The 20,045-nt window shown below is 67.4% G+C and carries 18 protein-coding genes; 12 read left to right on the top strand and 6 right to left on the bottom strand.

Annotated features, from left to right (window positions below):
• Positions 1 to 37 precede the first annotated feature (37 nt).
• Together IBX22_RS04055 and IBX22_RS04050 are read right to left on the bottom strand one after the other, a co-directional pair.
• Complete coding sequence (locus IBX22_RS04055; protein WP_194814025.1) at positions 38 to 493, bottom strand: prepilin peptidase; 456 nt, start codon at positions 491 to 493, stop codon at positions 38 to 40.
• 177 nt (positions 494 to 670) lie between these two features.
• Positions 671 to 1,276 (bottom strand): DNA-binding response regulator, encoded by a 606-nt coding sequence (locus IBX22_RS04050; protein ID WP_194814024.1) that lies wholly within the window; start codon positions 1,274 to 1,276, stop codon positions 671 to 673.
• Between the two features lie 247 nt (positions 1,277 to 1,523).
• On the opposite strand from IBX22_RS04050, the gene IBX22_RS04045 reads away from it, so the two are divergent.
• Both IBX22_RS04045 and IBX22_RS04040 read left to right on the top strand, forming a co-directional pair.
• The gene (locus IBX22_RS04045; protein WP_194814023.1) at positions 1,524 to 1,814 is read left to right on the top strand and encodes a hypothetical protein; all 291 of its coding nucleotides are present in this window, start codon (positions 1,524 to 1,526) and stop codon (positions 1,812 to 1,814) included.
• Between the two features lie 11 nt (positions 1,815 to 1,825).
• Positions 1,826 to 2,320 carry a DoxX family protein gene (locus IBX22_RS04040; RefSeq protein WP_194814022.1) on the top strand — a complete coding sequence of 165 codons (495 nt, stop codon included), beginning with the start codon at positions 1,826 to 1,828 and terminating at the stop codon, positions 2,318 to 2,320.
• A gap of 15 nt (positions 2,321 to 2,335) precedes the next feature.
• On the opposite strand, the gene IBX22_RS04035 is transcribed toward IBX22_RS04040, so the two are convergent.
• A complete protein-coding gene (locus IBX22_RS04035) occupies positions 2,336 to 3,046 on the bottom strand; it encodes a MerR family transcriptional regulator (protein WP_194814021.1) in 711 nt (236 codons plus the stop codon).
• Positions 3,047 to 3,084: 38 nt separating this feature from the next.
• Positions 3,085 to 4,512: a serine hydrolase gene (locus IBX22_RS04030; protein WP_194814020.1), complete on the bottom strand. Its 1,428-nt coding sequence runs from the start codon at positions 4,510 to 4,512 to the stop codon at positions 3,085 to 3,087.
• A 379-nt stretch (positions 4,513 to 4,891) separates the two neighbouring features.
• Between IBX22_RS04030 and IBX22_RS04025 the strand changes: the two genes are divergently transcribed.
• Genes IBX22_RS04025 through nusB form a run of 3 tightly spaced genes read left to right on the top strand, consistent with a single transcriptional unit; the run spans position 4,892 to position 7,145 of the window.
• Positions 4,892 to 6,019, top strand: coding sequence for a Xaa-Pro peptidase family protein (locus IBX22_RS04025; RefSeq protein ID WP_194814019.1), 1,128 nt, complete (start codon positions 4,892 to 4,894; stop codon positions 6,017 to 6,019).
• Between the two features lie 40 nt (positions 6,020 to 6,059).
• Positions 6,060 to 6,623: an elongation factor P gene (gene efp, locus IBX22_RS04020; protein WP_194814018.1), complete on the top strand. Its 564-nt coding sequence runs from the start codon at positions 6,060 to 6,062 to the stop codon at positions 6,621 to 6,623.
• An 18-nt stretch (positions 6,624 to 6,641) separates the two neighbouring features.
• Positions 6,642 to 7,145: a transcription antitermination factor NusB gene (gene nusB, locus IBX22_RS04015; protein ID WP_194814017.1), complete on the top strand. Its 504-nt coding sequence runs from the start codon at positions 6,642 to 6,644 to the stop codon at positions 7,143 to 7,145.
• A 133-nt stretch (positions 7,146 to 7,278) separates the two neighbouring features.
• Here nusB and IBX22_RS04010 read toward each other — a convergent pair whose 3' ends face one another.
• A complete protein-coding gene (locus IBX22_RS04010; RefSeq protein WP_194814016.1) occupies positions 7,279 to 8,214 on the bottom strand; it encodes a hypothetical protein in 936 nt (311 codons plus the stop codon).
• Between the two features lie 197 nt (positions 8,215 to 8,411).
• On the opposite strand from IBX22_RS04010, the gene IBX22_RS04005 reads away from it, so the two are divergent.
• From IBX22_RS04005 to IBX22_RS03995, 3 genes are all read left to right on the top strand, one after another.
• Complete coding sequence (locus tag IBX22_RS04005) at positions 8,412 to 9,302, top strand: hypothetical protein (RefSeq protein ID WP_194814015.1); 891 nt, start codon at positions 8,412 to 8,414, stop codon at positions 9,300 to 9,302.
• A gap of 68 nt (positions 9,303 to 9,370) precedes the next feature.
• Positions 9,371 to 9,982 (top strand): hypothetical protein, encoded by a 612-nt coding sequence (locus tag IBX22_RS04000; RefSeq protein WP_228538175.1) that lies wholly within the window; start codon positions 9,371 to 9,373, stop codon positions 9,980 to 9,982.
• Positions 9,961 to 10,836 carry an inositol monophosphatase family protein gene (locus IBX22_RS03995; RefSeq protein ID WP_228538174.1) on the top strand — a complete coding sequence of 292 codons (876 nt, stop codon included), beginning with the start codon at positions 9,961 to 9,963 and terminating at the stop codon, positions 10,834 to 10,836. Before IBX22_RS04000 ends, IBX22_RS03995 begins: the two co-directional genes overlap by 22 nt.
• Here IBX22_RS03995 and IBX22_RS03990 read toward each other — a convergent pair.
• Positions 10,833 to 12,083, bottom strand: coding sequence for an SLC13 family permease (locus IBX22_RS03990; RefSeq protein ID WP_194814013.1), 1,251 nt, complete (start codon positions 12,081 to 12,083; stop codon positions 10,833 to 10,835). The two genes, IBX22_RS03995 and IBX22_RS03990, sit on opposite strands and share 4 nt — an antisense overlap.
• Positions 12,084 to 12,180: 97 nt before the next feature.
• Between IBX22_RS03990 and IBX22_RS03985 the strand changes: the two genes are divergently transcribed.
• The 4 genes from IBX22_RS03985 (at position 12,181) to IBX22_RS03970 (ending at position 20,011) form a co-directional block, all read left to right on the top strand.
• Positions 12,181 to 17,955 (top strand): TIR domain-containing protein, encoded by a 5,775-nt coding sequence (locus IBX22_RS03985; RefSeq protein ID WP_309234414.1) that lies wholly within the window; start codon positions 12,181 to 12,183, stop codon positions 17,953 to 17,955.
• 34 nt (positions 17,956 to 17,989) lie between these two features.
• Entirely contained in the window at positions 17,990 to 18,808 is an 819-nt protein-coding gene (locus IBX22_RS03980) for an FAD-dependent monooxygenase (protein ID WP_309234413.1), read from the top strand.
• A 60-nt stretch (positions 18,809 to 18,868) separates the two neighbouring features.
• Positions 18,869 to 19,495 carry an alpha-ketoglutarate-dependent dioxygenase AlkB gene (locus tag IBX22_RS03975; protein ID WP_194814011.1) on the top strand — a complete coding sequence of 209 codons (627 nt, stop codon included), beginning with the start codon at positions 18,869 to 18,871 and terminating at the stop codon, positions 19,493 to 19,495.
• Positions 19,496 to 19,561: 66 nt separating this feature from the next.
• Positions 19,562 to 20,011, top strand: a complete 450-nt coding sequence (locus IBX22_RS03970) for an SgcJ/EcaC family oxidoreductase (RefSeq protein WP_194814010.1) — start codon at positions 19,562 to 19,564, stop codon at positions 20,009 to 20,011.
• The last annotated feature ends 34 nt before the right edge of the window (positions 20,012 to 20,045 follow it).

The following is a 20,045-nucleotide window of genomic DNA, read 5'->3' as shown; positions in this document are numbered from 1 at the left end:
GGTCATCGCGATGGGGGTGGGGTAGCGCAACGGCGGCTCAGGGCGGCGCGGCGACCAAACCGAGCAGAGTCGCGGCGCACATCGCGGGTCCGTGCGGCACCGGATATGGGCCCTCCGTCGCAGCTCCGCGGCGAATTCGATTGGCGCACAAGGCTGTGATCCCGACAAACGCGGTAAGCACCGGCGCGCCGACCGCCGCCCACACCCAAGCCTGCGCACCGCCGAGACCAGCTGCCGCTCCGAGACCGGCCGCCAGCTTCACATCGCCCGCGCCCAGGGCATCCGGCGTCACCAGGTGCACCAGCAGATACGGCGCCGCCAGCAACAGCGCCCCGACTGCCGCCGCCGTGAATTGCATTGTGAACAAGGCATACCCGAGCACACCCAGCGCCAGCAGCCCCGTCAGCGCATTGGGCAGCCGCCGCTGCCACAGATCCCACCCACTGAGCACCGCACACCACCCCGTGAGTACCGCGAACGCCAGGATTTCCATGTCCTCCACCCTCGTCCGCGCGGCGCCGGATTCAACCCCCGATCCGAAAATGGGGATAACTTCCGCGGATGTGAACATCTCGTCTCCCGCCAGGGGCACCTACAGCATCGACAACAGAAACGTCCGGCCGATGGCCGGGCGTTTCTGGACTCGAGTCCGTGCTACTGGCGATGGCGGTCACAACCAGCCGGAGTCGGTTGCGAGGCGTACGGCGTCGACACGATTGCGCGCCTGTAGTTTCGTGACGGCGGAGGCCAGGTAGTTGCGGATCGTTCCGTAGGAAAGGTGCAGGTGCGTCGCGATCTCCTTGGGGTCCGCGCCTTCGGCGTAGCGGCGCAGCACCTGCGCTTCGCGCGCCGTGAGTGGGCTGGGTGGGGTGCGTAATGCGGTCATGGCCAGACCCGGGTCGAGTACCCGTCCGCCCGAGGCGACGGTGCGCACCGCCCGCACGAGTTCCCGGTGGGCAGTGTCCTTGAGCAGATAGCCGGACACTCCGATGAGCATGGCCCGTCGCAGATGGGCGGGGTTGGCCAGTGCGGTGAGAATGAGCACTCGACAGCTGGGATGGCGCTCGTGGATCGCGGCGGCGGCCGTCAGCCCGTCCGTACCGGGCAGGTCGATATCGATCAGGGCGACATCGGCTTGCTCGGCGATCGCTGTGCCCACGATGGCGTCACCGCTGTCCAGCGCGGCCACGACCCGGAGGTCATCCTCCAATTCCAGTGCTGCCATCAGGGTTTCGCGTAGCAGCCGCATATCCTCGGCGATCAGCACTCTGATCATGTGATGTCGCTCCTTACCGCACCATCCAGGCATTTGTTCCTCGTGCCGCACACTCGGTGGTTACTTCGCCGGGCGTCGAGTTCTCGCTGACGGTGTGGATACCCCCGGCAAGGTATGCAGATTGCACAACCCCATCCGGTGATCGTGCACACGCAGCAGGTGCTCAGCGCACTACCAGCAATTGTCTTGCGGTGTGAGGCTTTTCGTTGTCAACAAGTCAACGTCCACCGATCGGTAGAGGTCTCTCATGTCTGTCGTCCGTATCCACCGTTACCGCGTCGGCGCGGGTCAGCTCGATGAGCTGCTGGCAAAACGCGCCATCCTGATCGACGGAATCCGCGGGGCCAACCCCGGATTGACCGAGACCCGCCTCACCCGTCTCGAAGACGGCAGCTATCTCGATACCTGGCGTTGGGATTCCGCGGAACAAATGCTCACCGCGATCGGGGCTTCGCAAGACTTCCCGCTGGTGGCCGCCACCATGGGGCTCACCGCGGACGCTACGGCCGAAACCGGCGACATCATCGACGAACGCTGAGAACCCGGATCATGAACGCGCAAACAATCAAACCGCCCGCCGCCACGCGCACGGGCGTCTCCCTCAACTCGATCGCGGGCGAAACTTGGTCGGCCCGAGTTCGATTCGCCATCTTCACGGCGACCACCGGCATCGTCCTCACCGAATCCGTGGTCGGTGCGTACTGGGATCTCGCTCGCACGCAATACGTCGTCGACACCTTCGCCGTTCTCGAATACCCCATGTATTTCGCCACCATCCTCGGTGTCGCGAAGCTGCTCGCCGTCGCCGCACTCCTGGTGCCTCGCTTTCCACGACTGAAGGAATGGGCATACGCCGGACTGGTATTCGTCTACGTCGGCGCAGCCGCTTCGCACCTGGCGGTCGGCGACCCTGCCGCCAAATGGGTCGGCCCGCTCTTCTTCACGGCTTTCACCCTGGCCTCATGGGCGCTGCGGGCTCCGGCCCGCCGCGATCCCGAGCCGCTGTCGGCAATCCCCGTGATCGCGGCGCTCACCCGCGACTGAGGGACCTCCGCGCCCTCAGGTTCGCAGCAGTTCGACCAGCTGATCCCAGGCCGGCGACGAGACTCCGGCCTGAGATCGGGCGACGAACTGGGCGAGTGCGGGGTGGCGCGGCGCGCTGGGGGGAGGGCGGCCCGCATGCCAGTCGCGCACTCGATCCGCGAGCGTCCGCAGCCGCGGATCATCCGGCGACCAGTCGTAGGCGGCGTCATGGTCGAGACAGATGGCGCGGAATTCGGGATCGGCGATGAGTGTGAGCTTTTCGGCGATCCACTCGGCGGCATCCTCCGGCGATGCGGTCTGCAGCAGGATCCAGCCGTCGCGTTCCAACCGGATATGACGCTCGCTGATGCCGAGCTCGCGTAACCGATCCAGATAGTCGGCGACATCCGCGGAGACGAAAAGTCTTTCGCCGCGCTGTATCTGGGCGAGCTGTCCGCGGGTTCGGCGCAGCTCGCCGATGCGTTCGCGCAGTTCACGATCTATCTCGGCGAGGGCCGCCGCGAGCGTTTCCGGATCGGCGTCGAGGAGATCCTTGACCCGGGCCAGCGGGACGCCCGCGGTGGCCAGCGTCCTGATCTTGACCAGGTCGATGGCGTCCTGCGCGGTGTAGCGGCGATAGCCGGAGGAGTCGCGCTCCGGCTCCGCGAGCAGCCCGCGCTCGTGATAGTGGCGGATGGTCTTGGTGGTCACTCCGGCGTAATCCGCGAGCTGCCCGATCGTGATCATGGCCGATATCTTTTCACCGCCGCGGGCTAGCGAATCCGTCACACTCGGCGGGTGAGACGTCCGCCGCCGTTGCGGAAGATTGCTCGGCCGTCGCGGATGTCGTGGAAGGACACCAGCAACAGTCGCAGGTATCCGTCGAACAGTTCCAGGGGGTAACCCTCGGGTGCGAACAGGCCGGGCCGAATCGGCACATAACGCTGCGGCGGCGCTGCTGTCACGCCCCCGACGAATGCGGTGAAGACCGCTTCCTGTGCGGCGTCCGCCGGTTCGTAGGTGGTGCGTTCTTCGAGCTTCCCGTCGACGACACCGATATCGATGCGCAGTTGATTGGACCGGTAGGTGCCCGTATACGGGGTCAGATCGAAGTCCGGTGTCAATTCTGTTATCAGCGTGGGGATCTCGACGCCGATATATTCGCGCAGCAACCACTGCAACAACTGATCCTGCAGCATGACCGCACCCGGGGTATTGCCGAAAGCCGTGAATACCAGGTCGAATTCGGGCACGACGCACAGGATGGAGACGCCGCCCGGCGAGGCGCCGGACATGGCCAGCACGGTCGTGTCGCCGAAGGGATAGCGCACCCAGCCCAGACCCATGGGCGGGACGTTCGGCGAGACCATATCGCCCGAGACTTGCTGCATGACCGCCGCGGATTCAGCCGAGAACACCCGAGTTCCCGATGGCGACACACCGCCTGCGAGATGCGTGCGCCCGAAGGCGAGAAGATCGGTGATGGTGCCGATGGCTGTGCCACCCGCCGGACCCCAGGTCTGAGGCAGTGCGAACATGCGCGTGGGCTCGGCCGCCATGGTGTCCGGGTTCGGAAAGTGCCCGATGGCGGTGCTGCGCAGAATGGCCTGCCCGGCCGAGGTGCTGGAAGCCGTCATCCCGACGGGCCGATAGATCTCACGGTCGATCAACTCGGAAAAGGGTAGCCCGGTAACCACTTCCAGCAACCGGCCCGCGACGATCATGCCGCCATTGGAGTAGCTGACCTGCTCCCCGGGTTCGAACAGGGTACCGCCCGCGGTCGCCAGCCCGTCGACGTAGCTCCGCACGGCATCAGGACCCTCGGCCTCCGGGAAATACAGATCCGCGTCGATTCCGTTGGAATGTGAGAGCAGATGCCGCACCAGAATCCCGTCCGCCGCGCCCGGCACGTTCAATGCGAACTCGGGAAGGTACTTCACCACCGGCGCATCGAGATCGAGCAATCCTCGCTCGACCTGCTGCAACACCATGGTGGTGGTCATTACCTTGGTGACCGACCCGAGCAGGAATCCGGTGTCCGTATGCATGGGTGCGCCCGTGGTCACATTGGCCGTGCCGTGGGCCAGGACGATCTGCTCCCCGGAGTGGTAGACCCCGGCGACGAATCCGGGAATCGAGTTGGCTTCGCAATAGGCGGCGATCTGCTCGCTGAGCTGGGCTGAGACGGTGGTGTCGAGTGCGTTCTCGTTCATGTGCGCAATCCTGAAACCTTGCCCCAGGGGCAAGGTCAAGCCGGAGTTCCTGGCAATCCGATAGTGCCCTCGCAATGCCGTGCCGCGTGGCCGGTTCGATCAGCGCGCTATGCGGCAGCAGCGGATGTTCGCTGTTCAGTCGGTCAGCGGGGTGACGTGCAAGATTTGTTCGGCGATCCATTGGACCCGGGCCATGGTGATACCGGTTCGCTGTTCGACAGCCAGAGGGTGATCGGTGGGCTCCAGCTCTACGAGTGGTCGACTGCCGACGGGCTACGTGCCGCCCCAGGGGCACGGAGCGGCAACGAAGCGATGCCAGCTGATCGCCGGTCTCGTGTTGTGGCTCCGCTATTCGGCGTGTCGGCGGTAGTTTGGATCCATGTGTGCTGATCACGCGGGGACCCAGCCCGACTATGCGGCGCGCCGGAGCGCGTTGCGGAGTCTGTTGATGGAGAACGAGGTCGACGCCCTGCTGGTCACCGATCTGGTGAACATCAGGTACCTCACCGGTTTCACCGGATCCAACGCCGCACTGCTGGTGCACGCGTGGGAAATGCGCAATGCCGAGGAGCGCACGGTGATCGGCACCGACGGCCGCTACCGCGACCAGGTCGCCCAGCAGGTGCCCGATCTACGCGCCGAGATCGCCCGCGCCACCGCCCGCCGCATCATGGAGCTGGCGGGGGAATGGCAGGTCGGCCGGGTCGGCTTCGAAAGCCACATCGTCACCGTCGACCAGCAGCGCGGGTTCGCCGAGCAGAAGACGGGCCTGGAACTGGTCCCGATCGCCGGGCTGGTCGAACAGTTGCGCATGATCAAGGACGACTACGAGGTGGCCCAGTTGCGCGCCGCCTGCGACGCGGGTGACGCCGGCCTGGCGACGATCCTGGAACGCGGTGCACTGCGTCCCGGCCGCACCGAGCGGCAGGTCGCCAGGGACCTGGAATGGGCCATGTTCGAGCACGGCGCGGAGGCGATTTCCTTCGAGACCATCGTCGCCGCCGGCGCCAACTCCGCCATTCCGCATCACCGCCCGACCGAGGCGGTTCTGAAAACCGGAGATTTCGTCAAGCTCGACTTCGGCGCCGTCGTCGGCGGCTACCACTCCGATATGACGCGCACGTTCGTCCTGGGCGCCCCCAGCGACTGGCAGCGCGAGGTGTATGAGCTGGTCGAGGAGTCACAGCGGGCCGGGCGCAAGGCGCTGCGCCCCGGCGCCGAGGTCGTCGACGTGGACGCCGCCGCGCGCTCGGTCATCGAGGCGGCCGGGCACGGCAAGCTGTTCTCGCACGGTCTCGGGCACGGCGTCGGACTACAGATCCACGAAGCACCGGGAATCATGAAAACCGGAACCGGTACACTTCTCTCCGGCGTGGCGGTGACCGTCGAACCCGGTGTGTACTTTCCCGGCCGCGGCGGGGTCCGGATCGAGGACACGCTCGTGGTGCGCGAAGGGGGCCCGGAGTTGCTCACCAACACCAGCAAAGACCTGACCGTCGTCGAGTGACGCCGGTACGACCTGTGACGAACGAGGAGATCCGAGAACAGTGGCGGACACCAGCGACTTCAAGAACGGCCTTGTGCTGAAGATCGACAACAATCTCCAGCAGATTGTCGAGTTCCAGCACGTCAAGCCGGGTAAGGGCCCCGCCTTCGTGCGGACCAAGCTGAAGAACGTGGTGTCGGGCAAGGTCGTCGACAAGACCTTCAACGCGGGCGTCAAGGTAGAGACCGCCACCGTCGACCGTCGCGACATGACCTACCTGTACCACGACGGCTCGGACTACATCTTCATGGACGGCGAGACCTACGACCAGGTCCACCTGCAGGAGAAGACGGTCGGCAAGGCGGGCGGCTTCCTGATGGAGAACATGGGCGTGCAGATCGCGATGCACGAGGGCGAGGCGCTGTTCATCGAGCTCCCGGTCTCCATCGAGGTCCTGGTCACCCACACCGAGCCGGGCCTGCAGGGCGACCGCTCCAGCGCGGGCACCAAGCCCGCCACCATCGAGACCGGCGCCGAGGTGCAGGTCCCGCTGTTCATCAACCAGGGTGACAAGCTGAAGGTCGACACCCGCGACGGCAGCTACATCAGCCGCGTCAACTCCTGACGCGCGGATAATGTGACTGTGCCTCAGCAGCCGGAAGACAAGAAGTTCAAGAAGCTCGGTACCCGGCACAAGGCCCGGCGCCGCGCGGTCGATCTGCTCTTCGAAGCGGAGGCCCGCGACGTCGACGTCGCCGACCTGCTGTCCGAGCGTGTCGAATTGGCGCGCGGCGATCAGGCGGTCGCCCCGGTGCACGCCTACACCCACACCCTGGTCGAAGGCGTCGCCGACGACCTGGACCGGGTGGACGGCACCATCGAGTCCTACCTGCAGGACTGGACGCTGTCCCGCCTGCCCGCCGTGGATCGCGCTATCCTGCGCATCGCGGTGTGGGAGTTGTTCCACGCCAACGATGTTCCGCCGGTCGTCGCCGTCGACGAGGCCGTGGAACTGGCCAAGGAACTCTCGACCGACGACTCGCCGTCCTTCATCAACGGCGTTCTCGGCCAGGTGGTCCTGGTCGCCCCGCAGGTCCGCGCCGCCGCCGCGGCCACCCGCGCTCCCCGTTCGGAGCCCGAAGCGTAGTTCCCGAAACCCCAACAGCCGCACCCTCTTCGCTGAGTGTGCGGCTGTTTTCGTAGCCGCCGGTGGGTGTACTGGACCCGGCGGTACGGTATCCATCCTGATTCCTCAACCGCACTCGAGGTCAAGGGTGGCCCTATGCGTACGGGTCGGGGGAGGCCAACGCCATATCGGAAAGTTCGGTCAGGACCGCGTCGTTCCATGTCGCGGGCAAGGGCAGCGCCAGCGTCGCGAACACGCGCTTGACCTCGTCCGGCGTCGGTCGCGGACTCAGCGTCAGTTCTTGTTTGACGGCCTGCAGCGGGACCTGCCGGGCCTGCTTCCAACTGACGTCGACTTCCTTCTCCAAGCAGTCGTAGGTGGGGGTGTCTCGATGGACGACGGTGGCCGGAAACCCGGGCCCGCGCTGGGTCAAGATGAGTTTGTCGGCCGCCAGCTCGTAGCGGGCCAGGGTGTAACTCGACGACAGGCGGATCTCGATGGCGAGTCGCGCGTACTGCTGTTGATACCAGCACGCCGCGAGGATGGTCGAGAACAGTTCCCGCTGGGTCCCGTCGGCATCCCACTGATGCACCGGACTCGACGGATCGCTCATCGATTTGTGCAGATCGACGTACCGCGCGCAGAGACTTTCGTTGGTCGGATCGAGGATCTCCAGCTGGAAGGCGAGGGCGCGCTGGTTGGGCCTGGCGATCCGGATGCAGTCCGGCAGGGTCACGGCCCGGACGTAGGTCGCGGTCGCCCCTTTGAATACCCAGGTGCGCGTCTCCAGCCGGGCTTGCGCGAGCAGCCGGCTGCACTCCGCTCCACTGATCACCTGCACGATCTGCCTGCTGTCCAGCCCCGCGACCAGTGCGTCGAGTTTGTCGCGGGTCTCGTCGCGGGCGCTGTCGGTGCGCACTCGATCCCGCAGCAGCACCAGGGCGACGACGGCCAGCGTCGCCATCATGGCGTTCTGCAGGGTCTTCTCCGATGTTTCTCCGATGACGTCGAGCCCCACTACGACCAGGGCGAGCGTCAGGGCTACGAGGACGTCGGCGTACCGGAATGCCCACCGCATGATGCTGGTCATCGAGAGTCCCACCGTCGGATGATCCGGAATTGCTCCGATCTTAGGTTCGCGCGGCAGCGCTCGCAGCGGATAACAGATTCCTGAACCATGCTCGAGACCAACAGGATTCGGGTAGTCGCTACCTCGTGAGTTCGGCGATACCGCGCTGGGTACGGAAGCGGGCACCTATCCTGGTGGAGACACGGGGAGGGTGGTGCATGGCGCGATTCCTGACATGGTTGCGCAACAACGTCGACGGGTTGGTGGCGTTGGTACTCGCCGCCGCCGTGGGCGTGCTCGCGGTCATCGACGTGCTCGAGGCCGACAAGGTGAACGCGGCTGTGCTGTTGGTCCTCGCGCTGCTCGCGACCACGCTGCTGCGGGACCGGCATCTGTCCGCCAAGGCGATGCGTGACGCGTCGTCGGTGCAGATGCTGAACGGGCCCGAGATCGGGCATCAGCACACCCTGGCCCGCCGCGATACCGAGAAGTGGATCTTCAAGGGCGGCACCGGAACCTACGTCCGCGCCGTGACCTTGAAGGAATGTGTGCGCAATGCCCGGCGCGACCAGCGGAGTCTTCGGGTCCGGCTGGAGATTCTCGATCCGACCAACGAACTGCTCTGCAAGACCTACGCGGAGTTCCGCGCATCGGTGGCGCCGGATGCCGTCCGGACCAGAGATCCCTGGACCACCCGGCGCGTGCAACAGGAGTCGTTCGCGACCGTGCTCGCAGCCTGCTGGTACAAGCAGCAGTACAGCCCGCTCGACATCGCGGTCGGGTTCTCGTCGGTGATGACCACCTTCCGCTGGGACCTGTCGACGAGTTGCGTCATCATCACCCAGGACAATCCGAACACCCCGGCCATGATGTTCGAGCGCGACAAGCCCTACTACCGGGATTTCAGCCGCGAACTGGACTCGAGTTTCGATCAGGCCAAGAAGGTGCCGCTGGGCGATGCGCGCGACGTCCAGCTCGATGAGCAACCCACGGTCGAGCAGGTGCGGGCCGTGTTCGACGCGCTGAGACTGCCTTTGCCCGCGTCTTTCGAGGATCGTGACGTAGCCGAGATCGTGCGTCGCGCGTTGAATCCGGAGAACCCATTCTGATGAATCCCTATGCCCGATTACGTAGTTCGATCACTTCCGCTGCGGCTGCCCGGGAGGTGGGGAGCTGGGTGCGGGAATACCTGGGGCCCGTGGCCGCGGGCGACGCGCTGGTGACGGTGGTGCGACATCCGCTGGGGTTCCTGTGTTTCCCGGTGTGGCGGGACGGAGATCTGGGAATCTGCCTGCATGTGTGGGCCGAGGGGATGCGCCGCCGGCCCACGACATCGCTGGTGCACGCGCACAGCTGGGATCTGCTGAGCATCGTGCTGTACGGGGCTGTCGCCAATGACGTGTTCGAGGTGGTCGAGGCGCCCGAGCAGCCGACCCATCGGGTCTTCGAGATCCAGAGCAGCGCCGATGGTGATCTGATCCGCGCCACCTCGCAGGTCGTCGCCTATCGACTGCGCTCGCGTGAAATTTTCCGGGCCGGTGACGCATATACCCTCCCGCACGGTGTATTCCACGTATCAGAGGTCGTCGGTGCGGCCGCGACCGTAGCCTTGGGCGAGTACCGGCACGGCCCGCCGGATCGTTCACTGGGCGGTCTCGCCACCGACGACCACTGGGTGCACCGCATCCCGTGCACCGCGGAGGAAACCCGCCGCGTGGCGCGGACCGTTTTGGACCAGCTGACCCAGCCAGCTCACCTGGAGGAGCAATGGGACCGAGCAACGTCGTGAACTCGCTCCGGGATCTCGTCATGCCACCGGGGATCGCGGTGGACGTGGCGATCACGGCGGCCGAGGAGGCGGGCGAGGCGATCCGCACGGGTCTGGGTGGCGCGCTGGCTATTCGGGCGAAGGGGTCGGCGGGTGACCTGGTCACCGATCTGGATCTCCGCGCTGAAAACATCATCCTGGGTCATCTGCGCCGGGCATTTCCCGACCATCGGATCCTGGCCGAGGAATCGGGCCTGCTGGCCGGGGCGGACGACGCCTGGTGCTGGGTGGTCGATCCGCTCGACGGCACCAACAACATCGCCATCGGCCTGCCGGTGTGCACGGTGGGAATCGCGTTGTGCCACTACGGAACTCCGGTGGTCGGCGTGGTGTACGAACCGCTCACCGGCCACACCTGGTCGGCGGTGCGCGGCCGGGGCGCGAACGGCCCGGACGGGCGACTGTGGCAACCACCTTCCGTGCGTGGCGATTCCGCGCCGGTGCTGGCCTGGTTGCAGGGCTATCCGGTGGGTCGCGCCGATCCGATCGCCCGGGCGATGCGGCTGACGCTGGAAGCGAATTCCCGTCGCCTGATCCAACTCTGGTCACCACTGCTGTGCTGGATCATGCTGGCCCGCGGCGACATCGACGGATTCGTCGGCTACCGTGCGGGCGTGGTCGACCTGCCGGCCGGCGCCCTCATCGCCCGTGAATCCGGCGTCGAGATCACCGATTTCGGCGGTGCGCCGCTCGACGACACCATCGACCCGCTCGGCAGCGAGGTCGACTTCATCGCCGGCAGCCCGCACATGGCCGCCGAACTCGCCAGGTGGGTCAAGGCCGCCGCCGAGGTCGCGGTCACCGGGCTGCGCTAGCTCGTAAGCAGCAGCGCGGCAACAGAACCAGCGGTCGCGAGGATGGCCAGCGCCAGACCGGTGGCAACGAAGCGTCCCATCGGCACGCGCACGTTGTGGGTGCGGCAGAATTCCAGGCACAGCAGGGTCGCCAGCGAAGCCCACGGGGTGACGATCGGCCCGACATTGCTCCCGATCAGCAAGGCCAGCAGCTGGTCGTGATTCGCCGCGGGGACGACGGCCTCGCCCGCGGTGTAGGCGGGCAGGTTATTCGCGACGTTGGACAGGCCCGCGCCCGCCGCGGCGGCCCGATACGCACCCTCGGCGCCGGGGTCGGAGCCGATGAGTAGGTGCATCAGATCGGAGAGCCCGTGCCTGCTCAGCGTCGGGACCACCAGGAACAGGCCGACCACGAACACCAGCAGCTGCCAGGGGAACAGCGAGAGCTTCAGGGCCGAACGGTCGAAAACGGTGAACGCGATCAGGGCGATCAGGGCGGCGATCCCGGCCGCCACGTCGATCCGTTCGCCGACGAACGGGATCGCCACGATAAACAGCAGGCAGGCGCCCGCTGTGGTGTAGAACAGCGCCCGCTCACGCGCGTTCTCCGGCCGCACGGGCTCCGGCGGTACATATCGGTCCGCGTCCCGATGCCCGCGTCGCCAATAGAACACCCACAGGCACAGCATCGTTGCCGCGATCGAAACCAGCTGTGGCGCCCACATTCTCGAGGCGAACTCGGTCGCGTGCAATGCCACGCGCTCGGCGGCGAGCAGGTTCGTCAGATTCGACACCGGCAGCAGCAGACTGGCCGTATTGGCCAGCCACAAGGTGAGCATCGCCAGCGGCAGCGGCGGAATCCGCGCGGGTTTGGCCAGCGCCAGCATCACCGGAGTGAGTAGCACCGCGGTGGTGTCCAGGTTGAGCAGGATCGTGGTCGACGAGGCGAACAGCACGCACAGCCCGAACAGCGCCGGATAGTTGCCTCGCCCGAGAATCGCCAGCCGATGCGCGATGACATCGAAAACCTTTGCCTGCCTGGTGAGTTCGGCCAGCACGATGACCGCGCCGAGGAACAGCAGCAGCGGCCAGATGCGCCGCATGTTCTCGGCCGCCTCGCCCGCCGGCAGTGCCCCGGTGAACACGCACAGCAGGCCCGCTACCAGCAGGCCGATCCGGACCCAGTCCAGAATGGTCAGACCCCAGTAACGGCGTGTCTCGTTACTCGGCGGCGTCTTCGTCGCGGCGGAATCGACCTGTTCGGGCACTCGCCCATGATCGCACCCGGGGAGGGCAATCGACGCGCACTCGACCGGGGTGGTTCGTGGACCCGAAGCCCGCGCCGTCCTCGCCGCTGATTCCGGTGTGTCCCAAGATGATCAAGCAGGCGGGCATACTAGGAGGGTGACGCAGCCCGGCGCCCAGCCCCGTGATTTCTTTATCAGTTACTCTCCGGCAGACGAACGGTGGGCAACCTGGCTGGCTTGGCAATTTGAGGCCGCCGGGTACAGAACGCTGATTCAGGCCTGGGATTTCGTGCCCGGCACCAATTTCATCGACTTCATGGACCGTGGTGTGCGGGACTCGGCGGTGGTGGTGGCGGTGCTGTCGGAGAATTATCTGAATTCCAAAGGCGGCACCCAGGAATGGCAGGCCACCTACCGCACCGAACCCGGAAAATTGCTGCCGATCCGGATCGCCGAATGCGAGCTGAGCGGCTTGCTGGCAACCATCATCTATCTGGATCTGGTCGGTGTGGCCAGCGCCGAGGTGGCGCGCCGGATCGTGTTCGAGCGGGTCGGCCACCTGCTCGCCGGCCGGGCCAAGCCGCAGTCGGCGCCCGGATTCCCGCTCGACGCTGTGCCGGAGCGGCATACCGAGGACGACGCCGTCACCATCGAAAGACCTTGGCACCGGCGCACTCCGGTCTCCGCCCCGGAGTTTCCCGGCGCCGCCACCGTGCCGGGCGACCGGCACGAGGGCGTGTCGGTACTGCATGTGGCGGGCCCCCGTTTCGGCCGCGGCCTGCTGGGGCGCGACGACCCCGCGACCGCCGGTGACTTGCAGGCGCACATCTGGGCGAACGTCACCCAGTTGATCGACCAGGGCGTGCCGAAACCCGACCTGCTGGTGGTCACCGGTGATCTGACCGAATCGGCCCGTCCGAGTCAGGTGGACGAGGCGCTGCGGTTCCTGACCGGCCTGCGGGTCCTGCTCGGTCTGGAGCCGAGCCGCGTCATCGTGGTGCCCGGTAACCACGATGTCTCCAAAGCCGCCTGCCAGGCGTACTTCCTCGACCAAGAGGCGAACGAACGCAAGCCGCAGCCGCCGTACTTCCCGAAAATGAAGCAGTTCGCCCGTCTGTTCAGCGACCTCTATCAGGGTCTGGACCATCTGGTTTTCGACGTCGGGCAGCCCTGGACGCTGTTCCCGATCCCGGAGCTGCGCGTGGTGGTCGCCGGATTGAACTCGACGATGGCGATGACGCACCGGCCGGGCGACGATTACGGCGCGATCGGCACCTCGCAGGCGGCGTGGTTCGCCCAGCAGTTGCGTGAGTTCGAGCGGCTCGGCTGGCTGCGACTCGGTGTGCTGCGGCACGACCCGCTCCCGGGTCCCGCTGCCGCACCGGAGGATCCGACGGTGCTGCGGGACGCCGACGCGCTGTCGCGGCTGCTGGCCGGGCGGCTCAATCTGCTGCTGCACGGCCCCGGTCCGGGCGGGCGACACCTGGATCGGATGGGCGGGGTGCTCCCGGTGCTGCCCGCCGCCGCGCCGGGGCGCGACGAAATCGTGCACATCACCCTGGACGGGCTGGCCCGCTACACCAGCACCGAGGCCCGGCCCGGTGAGCCGTGGGCGAAACTGACCCAGACCTGGGTGCATGCCGCCGCCGCATTGCCGCCGGAAACCCAGCTGGAACTGCCACCCTCCGAAGAGCTCGAAACCGAAGAGCCGGAAGGCGGCGAACCGGAGATCGTCGATCCGCACAGCCGGCTGCTGGAGCGCGTCGCCGAGGTCTGCGAAACCCGCTTCCCCGGCGCGAAAATCCGTCGCGTGCAAGCGGATCCGCCGCACCTGCTGATCGTCCACAAGGAAGGTGATGTGGTCGGCGTGCGGCGCGTGGGCGTACACGTCGGGGACGTGACCCGCCAGGTGGTGGAGGAATTCCTCGCCCAGGACCCGGAATACGGCTCCGATCTCGTCTATCGTGGTGCGCCGCCGTCGCTTTCGCTGCGGGAGGAAGCCGCCAGTCACGGCGTACGGCTGCGCAGCTTCACCGATTTCCAGGGCTTGGTGGACCTGGACCACTATTTGGCCGGGCAGCTCGTGCGCCTGCGCACCGACCGCCGCTACCCGCCGGACTTGTATGTGCCGCAACGCTTCCGGATGCTCGGACACGGCGACGAGCAGGCGCACGAAGACCTCGTCGGCGAACTGCTGCGCGTGGTGTCGGCCGACCACGGCCGATTCGTGTTGCTGCTGGGCGATTTCGGGCGCGGCAAGACCTTCGCGCTGCGGGAACTGGCCCGCCGTATCACCGAAACCCGGCCCGCCCTCATCCCGATCCTGATCGAGCTGCGCGGCCTGGACAAATCGCACACGGTGGACGGCCTGGTCGCCGCGCACCTGGCCAATCACGGCGAGGGCCGCATCGATCTGGACGCGCTGCACTACATGCTGCGCGAGGGCCGGGTGGTGCTGCTGTTCGACGGTTTCGACGAACTCGCCACCCGCATCAGCTACGAATTCGCCGCCCAGCACTTGGAAACACTGCTGGGGGCCGCCGCCGGTAAGGCGAAGATCATCGTGGCCAGCCGCACCCAGCATTTCGAGTCCCGCTTCCAGGTCCTCTCGGCGCTCGGCGAGCGTGTCGGCATGCTGCAGGACCGGCACATCCTGAGCATCGAACCTTTTGGGCACGAACAGATCCGGGCTTTCCTGGTGAACCGGTACGGCGGTGATCTGGCCCGTGCCGACGACCGGATGCGGCGCATCACCGGCATTCAGGACCTGCTCGGCCTGGCCCGCAACCCGCGCATGCTGAGCTTCATCGCCGACCTGGAGGACACCCGGCTGCGGGCGGCGGCCGATACCAAAGGCGCGGTCGGCCCGGCCGGGCTGTATCGCGAAATACTGGATTCCTGGCTCGAATTCGAGGCCCGGCGCACCAGTTCGGTCGCGGGTTCGCAGCCGGGGCTCTCGGTCGGGGAGTTGTGGCTGGCGGTCACCGCTTTCGCGCTGCGCTGCTGGGAATCCGGCGAGCAGTATCTGAGCATGGCCGAATTGGCCACCGTGGCACAGGATCTGGTGGAGATCACCGGGTCCAACCGGATGACCCCGGAGCAGCAGGTGCATGCCATCGGCGCCGGCAGCCTGCTGGTGCGCACCGAGGAGAACCTGTTCGGGTTCATCCACTCCTCGGTGACCGAGTGGCTGGTCGCCAACCACATCGCGGGGCAGTTCGCGGGCGGGACGGCGGCGCCGCCGCAACTGGCCGCGCGCCCGCTGTCCCAGCTGACCATCGACTTCCTCGGTGATCTGGCCGACCATCGGGCCGCGGGCGCCTGGGCGGAGGCGGTGCTCGCGGACTCCGACGCCGGTGAGCATGCCCGCCGTAATGCCTTGCGGGTGAGCACCCGGCTGGCCACGGCGCCGTCGGCGGATCTGCGCGGCGCCATGCTGGCGGGTGCGGATCTGTCCTATCGCCAACTGCGGGGCGTCGATCTCAGTGACGCGGATTTGAGCGGTGCCCGGCTCGTCGGTACCAACCTGGCGGGTGCGGTGTTGCGGGGTGCGCGGCTGGTCGGCGCCCGGCTGGACGACGCGGTGCTGACCGACGCGGACCTCAGCGGCGCGAATCTGACCCGGGCCCGGCTGGCCCGCACCGACCTCACCGGCGTTCGTGCCGTCGGCGCCCGGTGGCATCGCGCCGCCTTGCTGGAAGTGACCGGCGCGCCACTGGATTCGGAGCTGCGCGGTGCGGCGGTGGTGCCCGGTGCGCCGGTGCACACCGAATTCGCGCCCGCCGCGATCGGGGTGCGGCACGGCTTCCACGCCCGGCACGGGCGCTTGCCGCAGCCGGTGGCCTACAGCCCGGACGGCAGCACCCTGGCCATCGGCAGCGAGGACGGCGGTGTGCTGATCTACGACAGCGAGACCGGCCGGCCGCTGCGCACCTTGCAGACCCATCGGGCGCGCACCTTCGCGGTCGGCTACACCGAGCAGGTGCTGGTCACCGGCTCGGGAGACGGCACCGTCGGCATCTGGGACGCCGCCACCGGTGCATTGCGCCGGATCCTGTCCGGCCACGACAACTGGCCGTGGCCGGTGGTGCTGAGCAAGCGCGGCGACGTGCTGGCCACCGGTGACGCCGCGGGCGTGCTGCGGCTGTGGTCGCTGCCCAGTGGTGAGCTGTTGCAGGTTTGCCGGCCGGCGAGTGGCGGAAATGACCTCATCTACAGCATGGATTTCCACAACGGCACCCTCGCCGCCGCCTACCGCGACGGGGTGGTGCGGATCTGGGACATCGAAACCGGCACGGAGGAAGCGACATTCACCGCAGCGGCAGGTTCGGTCTATCGAATCGTCTGCAGCCCCGGCGGAAACCTGCTGGCGACCGGTGCGGCGGACGGCACGGTGTCGCTCTGGGATCCCGACACCTGCTTGCGGGTGCGGGAGCTGACCGGCCACACCGGGCGGGTCTACACCCTCGCCTTCCACCCGAGCCTGCCGATCCTGGCGAGCGGGGACACCGAAGGCGGACTGCGCCTGTGGGACGTCGAAACCGGTGAGCCCCGGCACAACTCGGCCGAACACGCCGGGGCCGCCATCTACTGGCTGAGCTTCGATCCCGCCGGCGAGCAGCTCGCCTCCGGTGACAGCGCCGGCCGAATCTGCCTGCACGACAGCGTGACCGGGGAGCTGCGGCACCGGCTCACCGCGCACACCGGTTCGATCTGGCCCTTCGCCTTCCGCGCCGACGGCCGCCAGCTCGCGGTCACCGACGACCAATTCACCACGCGCCTCTGGGATTCCGAGACCGGGGCCTGCCGTCATGTGCTGACCGGGCACGGCAGACAGGTCACCACCGTGCGTTTCAACTGCGACGGCTCCCTGCTCGCGGCCTGCGGCAACGACGGCGTGGTCCGGCTCTGGGACCCGGTCACCGGCCGCCTGACCCGCCGCTTGCTCGGTAGCGAGGACCGGCTGTTCTCCTATGAGGCAGCCAGATTCAGCTCGGTGGACCCGAACCAGATCGCCATCGCCCGCAACGACGGCCGCCTGAGTCTGTACAACCTGGCCACCGACTCCTACGAACGGCACATCACCGGTCAATCGCCGCCGATCTGGGCCACCACCTACGACCCCACCGGTGAATACGTCGCCACCGCCAACGACGACGACACCGTCACCCTGTGGATTCGCACCACCGGCGCGGTGCACCAGCACTGCGTCGAACACCGCGGGCGGGTGCGGTCCATCGCGTTCAATGCCGAGGGCACGCTCATGGCCACCGGTTGTGACGACAAAGTGGTCCGGCTGTGGGAGGTGAAGTCCGGGCGTTTGCTGCGCGCGCTGCGCGGGCACGAGGACCGGGTGTACGCGGTCGCGTTCCACGGTAACCGGCTCGCCAGCGTCTCCTGGGACACCAAGGTGCGGATCTGGGATGTCGACAGCGGTGACTGCCTGCACGAAATCGGCAGGCACACCGCGCGATTGTGGGCGGCCGCGATCGATGCGAAGACCGGCATCCTGGCCACCGGTGGCGACGATCTGGTGATTCGCTTATGGGACATGGCAACCGGGCGGCACCTGCACACCCTCGAAGGGCACAAGCGCCAGATCTGGTCGCTGGCCTTCGATCCGTCGGGCCGGGTACTGGCCAGCGGGGCCGATGACGGCAATGTCATCGTGTGGTCGATGGGGGAGCGGCCTGAGGATGTGCCCGTCATCCGGGCGTTCCTGCTCGGGCTCCCGGAGAGTTGGGCGGCGGTCGCCCCGGGCGGCCGCTACAAGGCCGACGGGAGTCCGGCGGGCCAGTTCTGGCACGTCATCGGCTTGTCCCGCTTCGATATCGGCGAACTCGACCAGTTCCTGCCGGAAGTGCGCCAGCTACCCCCGGACGAGCCGTTCTGAGAGAACGATCTCTGTTGTTCGCCGACGGCGCCGCGTGGCGGGCGTCCGGTATCGCACGGCCGACGGCGCGTCCGGCGAGATGCACGCGGACCTCACCGTGGCCTGCGACGGACGTGATTCGGTGCTGCGCGCTGCCTCGGGGCTGCCGTCACACAGCTGGCCCACCCCGATGGACGTCTGGTGGTTTCGCCTGCCGCGCAACGACACCGACCCCGCGGGCGCTGTCCCGGTGGTCAGCGCCAACCGCGCCGCCGTCCTGCTCGACCGCGGCGACTACTGGCAGGTCGCCACCCTCATCGCCAAGGGCAGCGACGAGGCGGTCCGCCAGGGCCCGGTCGAGGCGATCGTAGGGAGCATGGCCGAGGCCGTCCCGTGGCTGCGTGACCGCGTCGACGCCCTGCACAGCTGGGACGAGGTGAAACTGCTCGACGTCGAACTCGACCGCCTCGACAAGTGGTACACCGGCGGCCTGCTCTGCCTCGGCGATGCCGCCCACGCGATGTCGCCGGTCGGCGGCGTCGGCATCAACCTCGCCGTCCAGGACGCCGTCGCAGCCGCCCGCATCCTCGCCGAACCGCTCGCCGAAGGCCGGGTCTCCACCGCCGACCTGGCCCAGGTCCAACGCCGCCGCACCCTCCCTACCGCGGTAACCCAAGGGCTGCAACGCTTCCTGCACGCCCGCGCCATCGCCCCCGCCCTGGCCGGCCGCATCGACATCGCCGGCGCCGACCAAGCCCCACTCCCGGTTCGCGTCTTCCGTCGCATCCCGATTATCCGCAGCGTCCCCCCATACCTCCTCGCCCGCGGCATCCGCCCCGAACACGCCCCGGTCTTCGCCCGCCGCTATCCCTAGCGGAACACGCTGACCGGAAGCCGCTAGCACGTATGTTCGATTTGGCGTACATTCGGGGCCATGTCGTCGCCGCTGCAGGGATCGCTGCTGGATGGGTTCGGTGTGGTCGAGGTGGGTGGGCTCGGCCGGATCCGGCGTACCGAGCTGGCGCATGGGGCGTGGGTGGATGTGCTGCCCGGGTGGGTGAGCGGGGCGGACGAGCTGTTCGAGCGGCTGGTCGGGGCGGTGCCTTGGCAGGCGGAGCGGCGGCCGATGTATGACCGGGTCGTGGATGTGCCGCGGCTGTTGCGGTTCTACGGCGAGGGGGAGGAGTTGCCGGATCCGGTGCTGGGTGCGGCGCGGGATGCGTTGAGTGCGCACTATCGGGCCGAGTTGGGGGAGCCGTTCCGGACCGCCGGGATGTGTTACTACCGCGACGGGCGCGACAGCGTGGCCTGGCATGGGGACACCTTCGGGCGCGGTGCGACGGACGACACCATGGTCGCGATCGTGTCGGTAGGCGCGCCGCGGGCGTTGCTGTTGCGTCCGCGCGGCGGCGGCGAGGCGCTTCGGTACCAGGTGGGGCATGGGGACCTGCTGGTGATGGGTGGGTCGTGTCAGCGCACCTGGGAGCACGCGGTGCCGAAGACCCGGAAGCTCGCCGGGCCGCGCATCAGCATTCAGTTCCGTCCGCGCGGAGTTCGGTAGCTGTGACGGAGCAGACTCCGCCGCCGCATTGACCTAAACATAGGTTCAGGTATAAAGCTGTTGTCCATGAGCGCAACAACTTTCGAAGCCCCCACTGTCAATGACACCACCGTCGATCACGCCACGGACATCGCGGCGATCGAGCAGATCATCCGGGACACCGAGACCGCCTACAACACCAACGACGCCGAACTGCTGACCAGCCCGTTCACCGCCAACGCGGCAGTGGTCAACGCTGTCGGCATGCTGATGACGGGACGCGACACCCTCCTCGAAGCCAATCGCGCCGGGCTGGCCGGGTTCCTGAAGAACCAGTACGCGCGCTACGACGTTCAAGACATCACCTTCCTCCGCCCCGATGTGGCCATCGCCCACAAGGTCGCTCGCGCCACCACCGCCGAGGGCGAGCTGATCGACAAGGATCCCGCGATGATCGCCCTCTACGTGCTGGTCAAGGAGAACGGCAAGTGGTGGACCGCCGCGCGCCAGAACACCCTGGTGCCCAAGGCGGAGTGAAAGGCGCCGGGAATACCCCTCGGCAGCCGTGAGT

The sequence above is a fragment of the Nocardia sp. XZ_19_385 genome, from assembly GCF_015355755.1.
In the GTDB taxonomy this organism is placed as follows: domain Bacteria; phylum Actinomycetota; class Actinomycetes; order Mycobacteriales; family Mycobacteriaceae; genus Nocardia.
The sequence above is the reverse complement of the archived record's forward strand: the minus strand, read 5'-3'. Positions and strand labels throughout refer to the sequence as shown.

Excerpts from the sequence above, each read along its gene's own strand:
- IBX22_RS04055 (WP_194814025.1), bottom strand. The coding sequence starts at position 493 with ATGGAAATCCTGGCGTTCGCGGTACTCACGGGGTGGTGTGCGGTGCTC.
- IBX22_RS04050 (WP_194814024.1), bottom strand. The coding sequence starts at position 1,276 with ATGATCAGAGTGCTGATCGCCGAGGATATGCGGCTGCTACGCGAAACC.
- IBX22_RS04045 (WP_194814023.1), top strand. The coding sequence starts at position 1,524 with ATGTCTGTCGTCCGTATCCACCGTTACCGCGTCGGCGCGGGTCAGCTC.
- IBX22_RS04040 (WP_194814022.1), top strand. The coding sequence starts at position 1,826 with ATGAACGCGCAAACAATCAAACCGCCCGCCGCCACGCGCACGGGCGTC.
- IBX22_RS04035 (WP_194814021.1), bottom strand. The coding sequence starts at position 3,046 with ATGATCACGATCGGGCAGCTCGCGGATTACGCCGGAGTGACCACCAAG.
- IBX22_RS04030 (WP_194814020.1), bottom strand. The coding sequence starts at position 4,512 with ATGAACGAGAACGCACTCGACACCACCGTCTCAGCCCAGCTCAGCGAG.
- IBX22_RS04025 (WP_194814019.1), top strand. The coding sequence starts at position 4,892 with ATGTGTGCTGATCACGCGGGGACCCAGCCCGACTATGCGGCGCGCCGG.
- IBX22_RS04010 (WP_194814016.1), bottom strand. The coding sequence starts at position 8,214 with ATGACCAGCATCATGCGGTGGGCATTCCGGTACGCCGACGTCCTCGTA.
- IBX22_RS04005 (WP_194814015.1), top strand. The coding sequence starts at position 8,412 with ATGGCGCGATTCCTGACATGGTTGCGCAACAACGTCGACGGGTTGGTG.
- IBX22_RS03995 (WP_228538174.1), top strand. The coding sequence starts at position 9,961 with ATGGGACCGAGCAACGTCGTGAACTCGCTCCGGGATCTCGTCATGCCA.
- IBX22_RS03975 (WP_194814011.1), top strand. The coding sequence starts at position 18,869 with ATGTCGTCGCCGCTGCAGGGATCGCTGCTGGATGGGTTCGGTGTGGTC.
- IBX22_RS03970 (WP_194814010.1), top strand. The coding sequence starts at position 19,562 with ATGAGCGCAACAACTTTCGAAGCCCCCACTGTCAATGACACCACCGTC.